Origin of the sequence: Streptomyces sp. NBC_00557 (genome assembly GCF_036345995.1) — a bacterium.
Lineage (GTDB): Bacteria > Actinomycetota > Actinomycetes > Streptomycetales > Streptomycetaceae > Streptomyces.
The window spans coordinates 2467068-2482353 of record NZ_CP107796.1 but is presented as its reverse complement, the minus strand read 5'-3'; the positions used below and the strand labels follow the sequence as shown (position 1 = coordinate 2482353).

The 15286-nt window shown below is 70.0% G+C and carries 18 protein-coding genes; 6 read left to right on the top strand and 12 right to left on the bottom strand.

Translation table 11 applies throughout. From position 1 onward, the window contains the following. Positions 1–27 precede the first annotated feature (27 nt). Positions 28–1395 (top strand): hypothetical protein, encoded by a 1368-nt coding sequence (locus OG956_RS10205; protein WP_330337629.1) that lies wholly within the window; start codon positions 28–30, stop codon positions 1393–1395. Here the strand turns inward: OG956_RS10205 and OG956_RS10200 are convergent. Further along, positions 1392–1850, bottom strand: a complete 459-nt coding sequence (locus OG956_RS10200; RefSeq protein ID WP_330337628.1) for a MarR family winged helix-turn-helix transcriptional regulator — start codon at positions 1848–1850, stop codon at positions 1392–1394. The two genes, OG956_RS10205 and OG956_RS10200, sit on opposite strands and share 4 nt — an antisense overlap. Positions 1851–1910: 60 nt before the next feature. Between OG956_RS10200 and OG956_RS10195 the strand changes: the two genes are divergently transcribed. After that, positions 1911–2996 carry an FUSC family protein gene (locus OG956_RS10195; RefSeq protein WP_330337627.1) on the top strand — a complete coding sequence of 362 codons (1086 nt, stop codon included), beginning with the start codon at positions 1911–1913 and terminating at the stop codon, positions 2994–2996. Here the strand turns inward: OG956_RS10195 and OG956_RS10190 are convergent. Next, on the bottom strand, positions 2910–3161 hold the full coding sequence (locus tag OG956_RS10190; RefSeq protein ID WP_330337626.1) for a DUF397 domain-containing protein: 252 nt from the start codon (positions 3159–3161) through the stop codon (positions 2910–2912). The two genes, OG956_RS10195 and OG956_RS10190, sit on opposite strands and share 87 nt — an antisense overlap. Further along, entirely contained in the window at positions 3158–3964 is an 807-nt protein-coding gene (locus OG956_RS10185) for a helix-turn-helix domain-containing protein (protein ID WP_330337625.1), read from the bottom strand. Before OG956_RS10185 ends, OG956_RS10190 begins: the two co-directional genes overlap by 4 nt. A gap of 112 nt (positions 3965–4076) precedes the next feature. Here OG956_RS10185 and OG956_RS10180 point away from each other — a divergent pair, with 112 nt between their 5' ends. Beyond that, a complete protein-coding gene (locus tag OG956_RS10180; protein WP_330337624.1) occupies positions 4077–4475 on the top strand; it encodes an ATP-binding protein in 399 nt (132 codons plus the stop codon). 21 nt (positions 4476–4496) lie between these two features. Here the strand turns inward: OG956_RS10180 and OG956_RS10175 are convergent, their stop codons facing one another. After that, a complete protein-coding gene (locus OG956_RS10175; protein ID WP_330337623.1) occupies positions 4497–5105 on the bottom strand; it encodes a YceI family protein in 609 nt (202 codons plus the stop codon). A gap of 239 nt (positions 5106–5344) precedes the next feature. On the opposite strand from OG956_RS10175, the gene OG956_RS10170 reads away from it, so the two are divergent. The 3 genes from OG956_RS10170 to OG956_RS10160 all read left to right on the top strand — a co-directional run bounded on the left by OG956_RS10170 (position 5345) and on the right by OG956_RS10160 (position 8021). Beyond that, positions 5345–5842: a hypothetical protein gene (locus OG956_RS10170; protein ID WP_330342794.1), complete on the top strand. Its 498-nt coding sequence runs from the start codon at positions 5345–5347 to the stop codon at positions 5840–5842. Positions 5843–6173: 331 nt separating this feature from the next. Next, positions 6174–7769, top strand: a complete 1596-nt coding sequence (locus OG956_RS10165; protein WP_330337622.1) for an acyl-CoA carboxylase subunit beta — start codon at positions 6174–6176, stop codon at positions 7767–7769. 57 nt (positions 7770–7826) lie between these two features. Next, positions 7827–8021: an acyl-CoA carboxylase subunit epsilon gene (locus OG956_RS10160; protein ID WP_330337621.1), complete on the top strand. Its 195-nt coding sequence runs from the start codon at positions 7827–7829 to the stop codon at positions 8019–8021. Positions 8022–8087: 66 nt separating this feature from the next. Here the strand turns inward: OG956_RS10160 and OG956_RS10155 are convergent, their stop codons facing one another. The 8 genes from OG956_RS10155 to OG956_RS10120 form a co-directional block, all read right to left on the bottom strand. Then, complete coding sequence (locus OG956_RS10155; RefSeq protein ID WP_330337620.1) at positions 8088–8378, bottom strand: hypothetical protein; 291 nt, start codon at positions 8376–8378, stop codon at positions 8088–8090. A 99-nt stretch (positions 8379–8477) separates the two neighbouring features. Further along, complete coding sequence (locus OG956_RS10150; protein ID WP_044384251.1) at positions 8478–9059, bottom strand: GTP-binding protein; 582 nt, start codon at positions 9057–9059, stop codon at positions 8478–8480. Then, entirely contained in the window at positions 9040–9609 is a 570-nt protein-coding gene (locus tag OG956_RS10145; RefSeq protein WP_330337619.1) for a DUF742 domain-containing protein, read from the bottom strand. The genes OG956_RS10150 and OG956_RS10145 overlap by 20 nt, the downstream gene beginning before the upstream one ends. Before the next feature lie 93 nt (positions 9610–9702). Continuing rightward, the gene (locus OG956_RS10140; protein WP_029385896.1) at positions 9703–10116 is read right to left on the bottom strand and encodes a roadblock/LC7 domain-containing protein; all 414 of its coding nucleotides are present in this window, start codon (positions 10114–10116) and stop codon (positions 9703–9705) included. Positions 10117–10126: 10 nt separating this feature from the next. Beyond that, the gene (locus tag OG956_RS10135; protein WP_330337618.1) at positions 10127–13405 is read right to left on the bottom strand and encodes a nitrate- and nitrite sensing domain-containing protein; all 3279 of its coding nucleotides are present in this window, start codon (positions 13403–13405) and stop codon (positions 10127–10129) included. Between the two features lie 392 nt (positions 13406–13797). Beyond that, positions 13798–14373 (bottom strand): GTP-binding protein, encoded by a 576-nt coding sequence (locus OG956_RS10130; protein ID WP_069778535.1) that lies wholly within the window; start codon positions 14371–14373, stop codon positions 13798–13800. After that, complete coding sequence (locus tag OG956_RS10125) at positions 14354–14752, bottom strand: DUF742 domain-containing protein (protein ID WP_009190816.1); 399 nt, start codon at positions 14750–14752, stop codon at positions 14354–14356. Before OG956_RS10125 ends, OG956_RS10130 begins: the two co-directional genes overlap by 20 nt. Positions 14753–14864: 112 nt before the next feature. Next, positions 14865–15278: a roadblock/LC7 domain-containing protein gene (locus OG956_RS10120; protein ID WP_261720658.1), complete on the bottom strand. Its 414-nt coding sequence runs from the start codon at positions 15276–15278 to the stop codon at positions 14865–14867. Positions 15279–15286 lie beyond the last annotated feature (8 nt).

Genomic DNA, 15286 nt, shown 5'->3' with positions numbered 1-15286 from the left:
ATGGGAGGCTTCGGGTAGCGTCGAAGGATGAAGGCCGTCCTGCGGAACCGAAGCCTCCCCGCACTGCTGCTCGCCGTCCTCGCCCTGGTGGTGGCGACCGCCTTCGCCCCCGGGGCGAGCGCGGACACGAGCGTCTCCACCGTCGCCCAGGCCCTTCGCAAGAGCCCGGTCTACGTCGACCCGGCCGCCTCGGGCCAGTTGTCGAAGGCCGACGCCGACGCCCTCGCGAAACGCATCGAGGACGCCGACAAGCCGCTGTTCATCGCGGTCCTCCCGGCCGGCTACCCGACCGCGAACCTCTTCTCCGGCCTGCGCGCGGCCACCGGCATCACCGGCCTGTACGGCATCCGCCTCGGCGACCGCTTCGACGCCCGCGCCGACTCCTCCGTGATGTCGGCGACGGCCCGGCAGAACCTGGTGAGCAGCGTCCAGGGCGAGTCCGCCAAGGCCCAGCTCACCGACTTCACCGACCGGGCGCTGGCCCACATGGGCGGCCACGCCCCGAAGAGCTGGGGCGGCAGCGGCGGCGGATCCTCGGCCGCGGCGCTGATCGCGGTCGCCGCGGTGCTGGTGGCGGGCGGCGCCGGCGCCTACGCGCTGGTGCGCCGCAACCGCCGCAGGCGCGACGAGGAGCAGCGGGCCGCGCTCGACCGGCTGCGGGTGGTGGTGGACGAGGACATCACCGCCTTCGGCGAGGAACTGGACCGGCTCGACTTCCAGCCGGGCGAGCCCGGCGCCGACGACGCGATGCGCGCCGACTACGCACACGCGCTGGACGCCTACGAGACGGCGAAACAGCGCATGGCCGCCGCGCGGCGGCCCGAGGACGTCCGGACCGTCACCGAGGCGCTGGAGGACGGCCGGTTCTCCCTGGCCTGCCTCGCCGCCCGCCGCGCGGGCCGCCCGCTGCCCGAGCGCCGCCCGCCCTGCTTCTTCGACCCGCGCCACGGCCCCTCGGTGACCGACGCCACCTGGACCCCGCCCGGCGGGGCGCCGCGCCAGGTCCCCGTCTGCGCCGCCGACGCCACCCGGCTGGCCGACGGCCGCGACCCCGTCGTCCGCGAGGTCGACACGGACTACGGCCGCCGCCCCTACTGGGACGCGGGCCCCGCCTACGGCCCCTGGGCGGGCGGCTACTTCGGTGGCGGCATCCTCCCCGGCCTCCTCGTCGGCACGCTGCTGGGCAGCATCATGGCCACCCCGTCGTACGGGGCCGACTACGGCTACGGCTACGGGGACTTCGGGGACGGGTACGGCGGTGACTTCGGCGGCGACTACCAGGGCGGCGACGTGTCCGGCACCGACTTCGACGCGGGCGACTTCGGGGGCGGGTTCGGCGACGGCGGAGGGTTCGGCGGCGGTGACGGAGGCGGCGACTTCGGCGGAGGGTTCTAGGGCGCGGTCCGGCCCCGGCTGTCCGTCTCCGGCGTCTCCAGCGACCCCAGCCGCTCCATCACCGCCGCCGCGAGGGCCAGCACGCCGCGCTCGGTCTCGCCCAGGGTGCCGAGCGCCCCGGCCAGCCAGGCGTCGCGGTCGGCCATGTCCTGCTCCAGGGCCGCACGGCCGGCCTCGGTGAGCGACAGCACGGACCGGCGCCGGTCGTCCGTGCCGCGCTCCCGCACGATCAGCCCCTCGGCCTCCAGCTCGGCGTAGACCCGGGTCAGCGACTGCGGCCGCTGCCGCTCCGCCGCCGCGATCTCGCCGGGCGTCGCGGGCCCGTACCGGTGGAGGTACCCGAGCACCGCGAGCTGGTTGGGGCTGAGGCTCCCTTCCCCGCGCTCCTGCCGCAGACGCCGGTTGAGCCGGACGACGGCACGGCGCAGACGGGCCGCTTCGGAGAGGTGATCCATGCCGAGATAGTACGCGCAAGCTTACTATTAGGTGGCTCGGAGTGGCTGTATCGTCGGGGAGTGCGCGAAAAACTCATACGCAATGCGTACGAATCTCTGCTGGCGATGACGGCGGTCCTGCTGTGCTGGGGAACCGTCCTGTGGCTGGAGGGCGCGGCCGGGCTGCACACCGACGTGCTCGTCCTGGCGGTCGCCCTGACCCTGACCCTGTTCTCGACCCAGCGCACCGCGTCCCCGCGCCGCAGGCTGGCGGCGCTCGTGCTGCTGCCGGCCACGGCCGCCGGCGCCCAGTTGCTGGGCCGCCTGATCATGCACCACTACGCCCTCGGCGCCGCCGTCTACACGGCGGGCATCTCCCTGTGCATCTGGATCCGCCGCTACGGCCCCGCCGCCACCAGGGCGGGCACGCTGCTGACCCTGCCGTTCGTGGCCCTGCTGGTCGTCCCCGGCCCTGCCCTGCCGCCCGGGACCGAGAGCGGGCTGGTGAGCTGGTTCTGGTCGGCCGTGGTCGGCGTGCTGGCGTGCCTCAGCGTCTGGCTGGTCCAGGGGCTCGGCGACCGCTACGGCCCCTGCAGCCCGGAGCCCGAGCGGGCCGCACCTCGCCGGGTGTCGCGCCTGCACCCTCGCCCCAGCACACGGATGGCGCTGCAGATGGCGGCGGGTGCCGCGGCGGCGTTCGGCTGCGGCCGGCTGTTCTTCGACGACCACTGGCCGTGGGCGGTGCTGACGGCCTACGTCGCCGCGAGCGGCAACCGGGGCCGAACCGATGTACTGCGCAAGGGAATCGAGCGGTTCGCCGGTGCGTCCGTGGGCACGCTGCTGGCCACCGGCGTGGCGGCCGTCGACGTCACCGGGCACGCGGCGATGGCGGTGATGTTCGCGGTCCTGGCCGTCACCCTGTGGCTGCGCCCGCTCAACTACGGCTACTGGGCAGCCGGAATGACGACCGCCCTGTCCCTGCTCCTCGGCTACTTCGGCCAGGACGCGGTGAGCCTGCTGCCGACCCGGCTGGCCGCGATCGCGCTCGGCGCCGGCCTGTCCGTGGCAGCGGCGTGGTGGCTACTTCCCGACCAGCGCCGCCGCCCGCAGGAACTCGCTCCACGTCGCGGGAGAGAGAGTGAGGACAGGGCCGGCCGGCCGCTTTGAGTCACGGATGTGGATGGTGGTGGGGGTGGTGGCCACTTCGAGGCAGTTGCCGCCTTCACTGCTGCTGTAGCTGGACTTGCGCCACACGAAGGCGAGTTCGACACAGTTGCCGCCCTCGTTGCTGCTGTAGCTGGACTTGAACCAAGCGAGTGCTGCGGTGTTCATAGCTCTTCTAGCAGTCCCTTCAGGAGGCGCTCACTCTCGCCCGTAGAGAGTGCCTGTGACCGCAGCATTCCATACTTGAGGTGGTAATCGCTGACCTCCTCGGGATCGTCGATCATGAAGCTCGCGCGCTGCACCTCCAGGTAGACGAGGCGTTCGTGCTCGGGTGTCTCCAGCAGCGTCATGGGCCCCGCCAGTCCGGCGTGGGGCATGCGGTCCATGGGCATGATCTGCACACTCATGTGGATGGGCTCGGTGTACTCCAGGATCTGCCGGATCTGGGCCCGCATCACGTCCGGGCCGCCAACCTGCCGACGCAGGATGCTCTCCTCCATGATGAAGTGACCGACAGGTGGCCGCTCGCGCTGCCAGATCAACTGCCGTTCCATGCGGGCCTGCACCCATTGCTCGGCCGTCTCGCTCACCAGCGCCGGGTAGCGGGAGTCGAAGGCGGCGAGGCAGTACTCCCTGGTCTGAAGCAATCCAGGCACCATCTGGGTCTCGTAGGCCAGGATGTTCACGGCCTCCTGCTCGTGATCCACCAGCCCCTGCGCGAACTGAACCACCCGATCCCGAACCGGCAGCTTCTCCAGCAGCACCGCCAACGCCCCGCCCGTGTCCAGCACTTCGTCGAACTGCTCGGCGCGGTGCGGCTGCAGCGCGAGCCGCCCCTGCTCGATGGACGCCACGGTGTCGACGTGGAGGTTGACCTGCTCGGCCAAACCCTCCTGTGAGAGGCGGGCGTTCTTTCGGTAGTGGGCGACCAGCGCGCCCACCGCTTGCCAGGTACCGACCTTCTTGGGCATGCGTGTGCCATTCCCCGGTGCCGTACGGAAGTCCTCGTAGTGGAGCCGTAGAGAAAAGCTCTACGACCTCACTCAGTGGTCCAATCTAGTCACGGACGGTGACGCTCGTCCCGTGAACGAGGAAACTCAACTGGGCGAGATGCGCGTGGCGTTCTTCCGGCGGGACCGCAGGTCGGTAGGTGCGGCAAGGGAGTTCACGCGGACGGTGATGAAGGACTGGCGGAGGCGGGCGCGCGAGGACGATGTGCTGTTGTGCGTCAGCGAGTTGGCCACCAACGCCCTGCTGTACGGCGTGCCGCCCGGCCGGGGTTTCTCCGTGCGGCTGTGCCTCCTGGACGGCGTGCTGAGGCTGGAGGTGCATGACAGCGGGCCCGGCGCGGTGCGCCCGAGGGAGCCGGACCCGGAGTCGGAGGGCGGCCGGGGTCTGGTGCTGGTGTCGGCGCTGGCCGACAAGTGGGGCGTGGGGGAGCGGAACCCCGGGAAGTCCGTGTGGTGCGAGTTCGCGGGGTGACCGCATCCGGGCCGGCGGCGCTCAGGCCTGCTTGATGGCGGAGATCTCGAAGTTCAGCTTGATCTTGTCGGAGATCAGGACACCACCGGTCTCCAGGGCCGCGTTCCAGGTCAGGCCCCACTCCGAGCGCAGGATCTCCGCCTTGCCCTCGAAGCCGACACGCTCGTTGCCGAACGGGTCCTTCGCGGCGCCGTTGAACTCCAGGTCGATGGTGATCGGCTTGGTCACCCCGAGCAGGGAGAGGTCGCCGGTGATGCGGTACTCGTCGCCGCCCAGGGCCTCCGCCTTCGTGGAGCGGAACGTCATGACCGGGAACTCGTCGATCTTGAAGAAGTCGGCGGACTTCAGGTGGCCGTCCCGGTCGGCGTTGCCCGTCTCGATGCTCGCCATCTGGACGTCGATCGTGGCGGTGGACCGGCTCGGGTCCGCGCCGTCCAGGTGCAGCGTTCCGGTGAAGTCGTGGAAGGCGCCCTTGACGTTGGTGACCATGGCGTGCCGGGCGGTGAAGCCGATCGTGGTGTGCGCCGGGTCGATCGTGTAGTCGCCGGTCAGCGCGGAAAGGTCGGTGCTCGTGGCGGTCGGCGCGGCCGGGGCCGCGGCGGTGCTGTCCTTGCGGCTGAAGATGCCCATGTCGTACTCCCAGATCAGTTGAACGTTAAACCAAGTCGGTAGGTACGACGGTAGACCCATCCGGTTCGGTTTTCAACATCATCCGCAGGGTGATTTCGCCGTCGCGCGGAGTGATCTCGTGCGCCCTCTGGCGGACGCGCGTAGAACTCGGGCACCATCTGCGTGCACCACCTGCACAGCCGCCCCACTGGAAGCACGGCCCGACGCAGGAAAGGTCCCCCATGAAACTCGCCAGACCCATGCGGCTCCGCTCCGTCCTGACCGCGCTCGCCCTGGTCGTCGCCCCCGGTGTCGCCGTCGTCGGCACCGCCACCGACGCCTTCGCCGTCACCAAGATCAGCCAGGCCACCGCCGAGTCGATGTTCCGGCAGGTCGGCATCACCTGGTCGTCCTCCGGCAACTGCACCGACCGCTACAACTCCACGTGCACGTCCTTCGAGCAGCTCAACCTCGCCACCGCCCAGGGCGCCCAGACCCTGAAGCGGGCCAGCGGCTGCGCCCTCAACATCACCGGCGGCACCGAGACCGGCCATGCCTCCGGCACCTACTCGCACTGGAACGGCTACAAGCTGGACTACAGCAAGAACACCTGCGTGACGTCGTACATCAAGAACAACTTCAGCTACATCGGCCTGCGCGGCGACGGCTACCCGATGTGGCAGTCCGCCTCCGGCAACGTCTACGCCGACGAGGGCACCCACTGGGACGCCCTGTACTACAACTGCGGCGGCTGCTGAGCGGAGCGAGGAAGATGGCGGCCGGTCCCGTCCTGCGGTGGCCGGCCGCCGGTCTTTTGTCCGGTATCGTCGGTGCGCCGGGCCGGTGTGCTCCGTTCGGAGGACCGCCGTCCGGGGTCCCCTGTCACCCCGGCGATGGCATGCCAGGGCCACGAATGTGAGGTGGCTCTCCGGTGACGTCTTTGTGGCCCCTCTACAACACCGACGCCCTGTGAGCAGTCGGAACGGCTGCATGCGGCCGTGGTTCTGTTCACTGCTACCAGGAAAACGGGCCGGAGACTGTACGGAGTCGACGGCTCGCTTTCCTTGGTGTCCTTCGTAAGGTCGCTACATGACCGTTTTGGAAGAGACGACGGGTGAGCCGACCGGCGAGCCGACGGACGCGCGCGGGCGGGTCGCCGAGCTGCACGAGATCCGTGCGCGGGCCGTGGCCGGCCCCAGCGAGAAGGCGACCGAGGCGCAGCACGCCAAGGGCAAGCTGACGGCACGGGAGCGGATCGAGCTGCTCCTGGACCCGGGGTCCTTCCAGGAGGTCGAGCAACTGCGCCGGCACCGGGCGACCGGGTTCGGGCTGGAGGCGAAGAAGCCGTACACCGACGGTGTCATCACCGGCTGGGGCACGGTCGAGGGCCGTACCGTCTTCGTCTACGCGCACGACTTCCGGATCTTCGGCGGCGCGCTGGGCGAGGCCCACGCCACCAAGATCCACAAGATCATGGACATGGCCATCGCGGCCGGCGCGCCCCTGGTGTCGCTCAACGACGGCGCGGGCGCCCGCATCCAGGAGGGCGTCTCGGCCCTCGCCGGCTACGGCGGCATCTTCCAGCGCAACACCAAGGCCTCCGGCGTCATCCCGCAGATCTCGGTGATGCTGGGCCCGTGCGCGGGCGGCGCGGCCTACAGCCCCGCCCTGACGGACTTCGTCTTCATGGTCCGCGAGACCTCGCAGATGTTCATCACCGGCCCGGACGTGGTCAAGGCGGTCACCGGCGAGGAGATCACGCAGAACGGGCTCGGCGGCGCGGACGTGCACGCGGAGACCTCCGGCGTGTGCCACTTCGCGTACGACGACGAGGAGACCTGCATCGCCGAGGTGCGCTACCTCCTGTCGCTGCTCCCGCAGAACAACCGCGAGAACCCGCCCCGGGTGGACTCCTCCGACCCGGTCGACCGCCGCTCCGACGTCCTGCTGGACCTGGTCCCGGCCGACGGCAACCGGCCGTACGACATGGCCAAGGTCATCGAGGAGATCGTCGACGACGGCGAGTACCTCGAGGTCCACGAGCGCTGGGCCCGCAACATCATCTGCGCCCTCGCCCGCCTCGACGGCCAGGTGGTCGGCATCATCGCCAACCAGCCGCAGGTACTGGCGGGCGTCCTGGACATCGAGGCGAGCGAAAAAGCTGCGCGCTTTGTCCAGATGTGTGACGCTTTCAATATCCCGATCGTCACCTTCCTGGACGTGCCGGGGTTCCTTCCCGGTGTCGACCAGGAGCACGGCGGAATCATCCGCCACGGCGCGAAGCTGCTCTACGCCTACTGCAACGCGACCGTGCCGAGGATTTCGCTGATCCTGCGCAAGGCGTACGGAGGTGCCTACATCGTCATGGACTCCCAGTCGATCGGCGCCGACCTCACCTACGCCTGGCCCACCAACGAGATCGCCGTCATGGGCGCCGAGGGCGCCGCGAACGTCATCTTCCGCCGCCAGATCGCCGAGGCGCCGGACCCCGAGGCCATGCGGGCGCGGATGGTCAAGGAGTACAAGGCCGAGCTGATGCACCCGTACTACGCGGCCGAGCGCGGCCTCGTGGACGACGTCATCGACCCCGCCGAGACCCGTGAGGTCCTGGTCAAGTCGCTGGCGATGCTGCAGTCCAAGCACGCCGACCTGCCCTCCCGCAAGCACGGCAACCCCCCGCAGTAACCGAGCGGACCCGCCGCGGCAACCCCGCGGACCCCTCTCTCACGGAGACTGAGACCCATGAGCACTCCCGACATCCGCGTCGAGAAGGGCCACGCCGAGCCCGAGGAGGTCGCCGCCATCACGGCCGTCCTCCTGGCCCGCGCGGCCGCCCGCCCCGCCCCCACGGCCCACCCCCACCGAGCCCGCGCCAGGGCCGCCTGGCGCCGCCTCGAACGCGAGCCCGGCTTCCGAGCCCCGCACAGCTGGCGCTGAACCCCGGCCCCGCACTGACGAGAGCCGCCGACTCCGGTCCCCGGAGCCGGCGGCTCTCGCCGTGCACTAGGCCGGCACGGTCCAGAACCCCGAATCCTCTGCCGGCGGGGGCTTGGGGACCCAGCTGCTGCGATCCGCCCCCGGCCTCCAGTCCGGAACGTTCCCGCCGAAATGGATCATGAAGGCCCAGTAGCGCTCTTCCTCGTGCAGGACGAGGCTGTCCTCGTCCGACAGGTCCTGCCCGTGCCACTGCGCATTGATCCGGGCCACGGCCTCCGCGCGCGAGATCCCGAACTCCGAGACCATCTCATCCGCGATCCCGTCCAGGAACTCGAGAGTCTCGGGCGAGGCGGGCATGGTGAACGTCGTAGAACCCTTTTCGTGCAGGCACCTCAACTACTGAGGGGCGGCAACCTCAAGGTTGCCGCCCCTCAGATGCACAACATGACCGGTAGGTTACCGAAGCCGCGCCATCAGCGCGTGCTCGACCAGGGTGATCAGCGTCGACTTGGCGTCGGCGCGGTGGCGGGCGTCTGTGGTGATGATCGGGGTGTCGGGGCCGATCTGGAGGGCCTCGCGGACCTCGTCGGGGCTGTAGGGCTGCTGGCCGTCGAAGCCGTTGAGCGCGATGACGAAGGGCAGGCCGCTGTTCTCGAAGTAGTCGACGGCCGGGAAGCAGTCGGCGAGGCGCCGGGTGTCCACGAGCACCACCGCGCCGATCGCACCGCGGACCAGGTCGTCCCACATGAACCAGAAGCGGTCCTGACCGGGGGTACCGAAGAGGTAGAGGATCAGGTCCTGGTCCAGGGTGATGCGGCCGAAGTCCATGGCGACGGTGGTCGTCGTCTTGTCTCCGGTGTGGGTGAGGTCGTCGATGCCGGCCGAAGCGGACGTCATGACGGCCTCTGTGCGCAGCGGGTTGATCTCCGAGACGGCGCCGACGAACGTGGTCTTGCCCACGCCGAAGCCGCCCGCCACCACGATCTTCGCGGAGGTGGTGGAGCGGGAAGGACCGCCGCTAGAGCTTGCGAAGTCCACTGAGCACCCTTTCGAGCAGTGTCACGTCTGGCTGGCCACCGGCGTTCTCGTCGCCGCCGGGCTGATGGATGGCGACCAGGCCCGCCTCCGCCAAGTCGGCGACGAGGATCCTGGCCACGCCGAGGGGGATTGTCAGGAGCGCGGAGATTTCCGCTACCGACTTGATCTCTCGGCAGAGGTTGCAGATCCGCTGATGCTCGGGCAGCTGGCCCTGCATCTGGTGCGGAGCGGCGGTGGTGTGCACCAGCGCCTCGATGGCGAGCTGGTAGCGCGGGCGGGTCCGGCCGCCGGTCATGGCGTACGGACGCACCAAGGGGTTGTTGGCCGCCGTGGCCGGCGCCGGCTCGGGGCGGCGCTGCGGCTGCACCGGCTGGATGCGCGGGGCCGGCGGCTGGTCGTACGGAGAAGGGCCGGGGCCCTGCGGGGCGTACGGCTGGCGGTGGCTGGGAGCGGAGGGGAAGTTGTACCGGTTCGCCGAGCCGTCGCCCTGGCCCTGGGCAGGGCCGTACGACCAGTTGCCCGGATGCGAACCGCCTGGGGGTGTTGCCACTTTCTCCTCCTCCGACTGTGCCTGGCGCCCATCGCTGTGCACCGCGTCCCGAAACCTTACGGCCCCGGGACGCGAATACGCACCGTCCGATTCCTAGTTGAGAAGGCTGCCCTGGAGCTCGGCGCGCAGATCCGGGGTCAGAACCGTGCCCGCGCGGTCCACCAGAAGGGCCATCTCGTACCCGATGAGGCCGATGTCCGCCTCCGGGTGGGCCAGCACAGCGAGGGACGACCCGTCGGAGATGGACATGATGAAGAGAAATCCCCGCTCCATCTCCACAACCGTCTGGTTCACGTTGCCGCCCTCGAAGATGCGCGAGGCACCGGCGGTCAGCGAGGTCAGACCGGAGGCGACGGCCGCGAGCTGGTCGGCGCGGTCGCGGGGGAAGCCTTCGGACATCGCCAGAAGGAGTCCGTCGGCGGAGACCACCACCGTGTGGGACACCCCCGGGGTGTTGTCCACGAAGTTGGTGATCAACCAGTTCAGGTTCTGTGCCGCCTGGCTCATCGGGCTCACACTAACGCTCCTGGTTGTAGGTGCTGTCAGGACCGAAGCCCTGGCCGTTCGTTTCACTGCCTGCGCTGCGTCCGCGCTGGACGCCCCTGCGCAGGTTGCTCAGCCTGCCCCGGACGTCCTCCGGGGCACGGGAGACCTGTGGGCCCCCCTGGGGGGTGGATTCGGCGGAACCCGAGACCAGGTTGGCCTTGGGCACCCGCCTGGGCAGTCCGGAGGCGGTGACCCCGCCTGCCTTGGGCTTCCGGAGCTGCGCCGCCTGCTGCCACCGCTCGTCGTTCTGCGAGCGCCAGCCGCTGTCGCCGCCTGCCTCCGGAGCGGGAGCCGGCGTTTCCTGCTGCACGCGCGCCCTGCCGGCCGCGGTACCCGAGCCGTTGGAACCGCTCGCGACGGATCCGCGGCGGGGCAGCCCGGCGTCGGTCAGCTCGTGTGCGGCGGGAGATGCCGTTCCCGGACGGTCGAAGCCTACGCGGTCCGGCTCACTCGCGTCAGCAGCCTGCGAGGACTCCGTTTCCGGAGCGTACTGGGACGGATAGCCGTTCTGGTAGCCGTCCTGCTGAGGCTGCTGCGGCCAGTCGTCCTGGTACGACGGGCTCGCGGCCGGCTCGGCGTACGCCGGCTCCGGGTAGCCGCCGTTCGCGGAGTAGCCGTCGTTCGAGGAGAAACCGTCGTTCGAGGAGTAGCCGTCGGTCTGCGGCAGCTCGCCGCCCGGGGCGTAGTACTGCTCCTCGTAGGGCTTGTCGTACGACGTCGCCTGCGGCGCCGCGTGGGCGCCCGTGGACGACTCGGAGTACGGCTCCTGGTACGCGGCCTGCTGCTCCTGGTACGAGGGCTCCTCGTACGCCTGCTGCTGCTCCTGGTAGGCGCTCTGCCCGTCGAACAGCGGGTCCTCGTAGGCGGGCGTCTCGGCGGACTCCTCCTGCGGCCCGCCGGGCTGCCGGTCGTGCGACTGGGCCTCCAGGGCCGCCCGGCGCTCCTCGCGCATCAGGGAGCGGCCGACGGGGTCCAGTTCACGGATGTCGTCGGGGACGTCGGCGTACCGGCTGTCGTCGAAGCCGAGTTCCGCGGCGGTGCGCATCGGCTGCAGCTGGCTGAAGTTCTCACCCTGGAACTGCTGCTCCGGGATGATCTGCGAGACGGTGAACTCCTCGCGGTCCAGCGGGGTCTCGCCGCCACCGCCGTGCGTGATCGCGTCCGGCAGCATGACCAGCGAGGTGGTGCCGGCCTGCTCGCCCGAGGGACGCAGCTGGACGCGGATGCCGTGCCGGTCGGACAGCCGGCCGACCACGAACAGGCCCATGCGCTGGGAGATCGCGGCGTCCACGGTCGGCGGGTTGGCCAGCTTGTGGTTGATGTCCGCGAAGTCCTCGGCCGTCAGGCCGATGCCCTTGTCGTGGATCTCGATCATGATGCGGCCGTCGGGGAGACGGGTCGCGGTGACGCGGACCTTGGTCTGCGGGGAGGAGAACGTGGTGGCGTTCTCCAGCAGCTCGGCCAGCAGGTGCACCAGGTCGGTGACCGCGCGGCCGTGGATCTCGGCCTCGGGGACGCCGGACAGCTCGATGCGCTCGTACTGCTCCACCTCGGAGGAGGCGGCGCGCAGCACGTCGATGAGGGGGACCGGCTGGTCCCAGCGGCGGCCGGGCTCCTCGCCGGCGAGGACCAGGAGGTTCTCGCCGTTGCGGCGCATACGGGTCGCCAGGTGGTCCAGCTTGAAGAGGTTCTCCAGCTGGTCCGGGTCGGCCTCGTTGTTCTCCAGCTCGGTGATCAGGGTCAGCTGGCCCTCGATCAGCGACTGGTTGCGGCGCGAGAGGTTGGTGAAGATCGCGTTGATGTTGCCCCGCAGCAGGGCCTGCTCGGAGGCGAGCCGGACCGCCTCGCGGTGGACCTGGTCGAAGGCGCGGGCGACCTCGCCGATCTCGTCCTTGGTGGTGATCGGGATCGGGGCGACCCGGGTGTCGACCCGGCCGGGGTCGGTGCGGGAGAGCTGGTCGACCAGCATCGGCAGGCGCTGCTCGGCGATGCCGAAGGCGGCGTTGCGCAGCTGGCGCATCGAGCGGCTCATCTGGCGGGCCACGGCGCCGGCCAGGATGAAGGCGAGCAGCAGGGCGACCACGACGACGGCGCCGGTGGTGATGGCGGAGGTCTTGGCGTCGTCGGCGATGCCGGAGGCCTCGTTCACCGCCTTGTCGGCCATGTCCGACTCGATCTTGCGGTACGCGTCGAACTTGAGGGTGTTGGCCGCCCACCAGTTCTCGGGGGTGATGCCCCTGGCGGCGAGCTGCTGACGCGCGGCCGGGCTGGTGGAGTCCAGCGTGGCGAGGGCCGCGACCATGTCCTTCGCGTCGGGCGGCGCCACGTAGTTCGGGTTCTTGGCCTTGGCCTCCTGGACCATCGCCTTGGCCTTGGCCTGGATGTCCGCCTTCTCCGCGTCCAGCCGGTCCGCGTCGGCCTGGGTGCCGCCGCCGAGGTACTCCTCGACGGCGATGCCCTCCAGGTAGGCGTAGGAGGAGAGGGCGACGCGCTGGCTCGCCAGGTTCCCGGCGTCCGGGCCCGGCTTGACCAGCATGTGCATGCCGATGGAGCGCTCCAGCGACAGCGCCGCCTTGGTCAGCGAGATGGCGTAGACGGTACGGCCGTAGGAGGTGATGTTGCCGGTGCCCAGGCCCAGCTCGTTGGCGAACTCCATCAGCGGGTGGGCGACCCTGACGTAGCCCTCCTCGGTCTGCACGCCCGGGAACGACTTGGAGGTGTACGCCCCGGCGCGCAGTGTCTGCAGAAACGGCTCGGCCTGGCGGAACAGCTTCAGCCGGCGCTCCAGGCCGGACTTGTGCGGCATGCTCTGCGTGGCCTGGTCGAAGGCGTCGGCCGCCTTGTCGGTCTGGTTGCGGGCCTGCGCGACGATCGCCTTGTCCGTGGCGGTCTCGGTGCCCTTCAGCAGGGGGGCGGCGGTGACGTCCCGCTCGTTGTAGAGGGCGTCGGCGTACGACAGCGACGCGCGTACCAGACGCGCGGTGTTCTCGGCGTCGCGTGCCTGCTGCCAGGTGTCGATCGAGGTCTTCACCTGGAATCCGCCCATGACGAGGCCGACCGCCACGGGTATCAGCAGAATGGCGTTCAGCCTGGTCGGCACCCGCCAGTTGCGCGGAGAGAACCGGCCGCCGCTCGGCGCGGGAGTGGCCGCCGGCTCCGCACCGGTTACCGGGCTGGGAGCCGCAGCGCGCGGCGGCGGGGTGAAGTTGCCCCGTGCCGACGGCTCGGGACCGTTCTTGCTTCGCCTCACTCGACCAACAACCTCTCGGCGGTCGGCACCTACGTCGTGCCGCAGTCTCTCAGAGCCCGTTTCGTCGTCGACAGTTGAGTACGTCTTTGACTATTGGGCAGTTCAGGCATTCCAGCACGCGGACCAGCGCTCTTCCAAACAGTGGAAACCCCGCCGTGATGCTCTTGTAAGGCCCAGATAAAACGGTCATAAAGAGCGAGCCCCAGCAAAATGCGGGGGGATTGTGAGCGCAGCGACACGGCCCGACCGCGCGGCGTGCTGATGCCGGGGGATTCCTCTGCCGAACTGTTATGAACACCGGAGCCGACCGTGTCAAAGGCCACAGTCGGCTCCGAGGTTCCTTTACGACAACTGCCGTATGTGACGTCGCACTTGAGTGCGGACGCCGGTGCTTACTTGAGCCGCGCCATCAGCGCGTGCTCGACCAGCGTGATCAGCGCGCTCTTGGCGTCGGCCCGGTGCCGGGCGTCCGTGGTGATGATCGGCGTGTCCGGACCGATCTGCAGCGCCTCCCGCACCTCCTCCGGAGCGTACGGCTGCTGGCCGTCGAAGCCGTTGAGCGCGACGACGAAGGGCAGGCCGCTGTTCTCGAAGTAGTCGACGGCCGGGAAGCAGTCGGCGAGGCGCCGGGTGTCCACGAGCACCACCGCGCCGATCGCACCGCGGACCAGGTCGTCCCACATGAACCAGAAGCGGTCCTGACCGGGGGTACCGAAGAGGTAGAGGATCAGGTCCTGGTCGAGGGTGATACGGCCGAAGTCCATGGCCACCGTGGTGGTGGTCTTGTCCCCGGTGTGGGTGAGGTCGTCGATGCCGGCCGAAGCGGACGTCATGACGGCCTCTGTGCGCAGCGGGTTGATCTCCGAGACGGCGCCGACGAACGTGGTCTTGCCCACGCCGAAGCCGCCCGCCACCACGATCTTCGCGGAGGTGGTGGCCCGGCCCCCGTCAGAGCTTGCGAAGTCCACTGAGCACCCTTTCGAGCAGCGTCACGTCCGGTGCGCCGCCGTTGTTCTCGTCGCCACCCGGCTGGTGGATGGCGACCAGGCCGGCCTCGGCGAGGTCGGCGACCAGGATCCGGGCCACCCCGAGCGGCATGGCCAGCAGTGCGGAGACCTCCGCGACCGACTTGACCTCACGGCACAGGTGGCAGATGCGCTGGTGCTCCGGGAGCAGCCCCATGAGCGCTGCGGGGTCCGCGGTGGTGCTGATCAGCGCCTCGATCGCGAGCTGATAGCGCGGCCGGGTCCGGCCGCCGGTCATCGCGTACGGACGGACCAGCGGCTGGTCGCCCTCGTCCCCGTACGGCTCCGCGTACGGATCATGATGGGCGGTGGGCGGGGTCATCGAATCCTCCGGGCGGGACAGCAAGTCGGTCAGTCAAGCCGTCGGACGGGGCCGGTGGGGGGATTGTGGCGGCCGGACGGTGTTTTGGTGAGGTGGGTGGTGCCGGGGCCGTTCAGTGGAGCAAACTGCCCTGCAGTTCGGCGCGCAGGTCCGGGGTGAGTACCGCCCCTGCGCGGTCGACGAGCAGTGCCATCTCGTAGCCGACAAGGCCGATGTCGCACTCGGGGTGGGCCAGGACCGCGAGGGACGACCCGTCCGAGATGGACATCAGGAAGAGGAAACCGCGCTCCATCTCGACGACCGTCTGCGCCACGTCGCCGCCCTCGAAGATCCGGGATGCCCCGGCGGTCAGCGAGGTCAGGCCGGAGGCGACGGCCGCGAGCTGGTCGGCGCGGTCGCGCGGAAAGCCTTCGGACAGTGCCAGCAGAAGGCCGTCGGCGGAGACCACCACCGTGTGCGACACCCCGGGGGTGTTGTCCACGAAGTTGGTGATCAACCAGTTCAGGTTCTGTGCCGCCTGGCTCATCGCTCTCA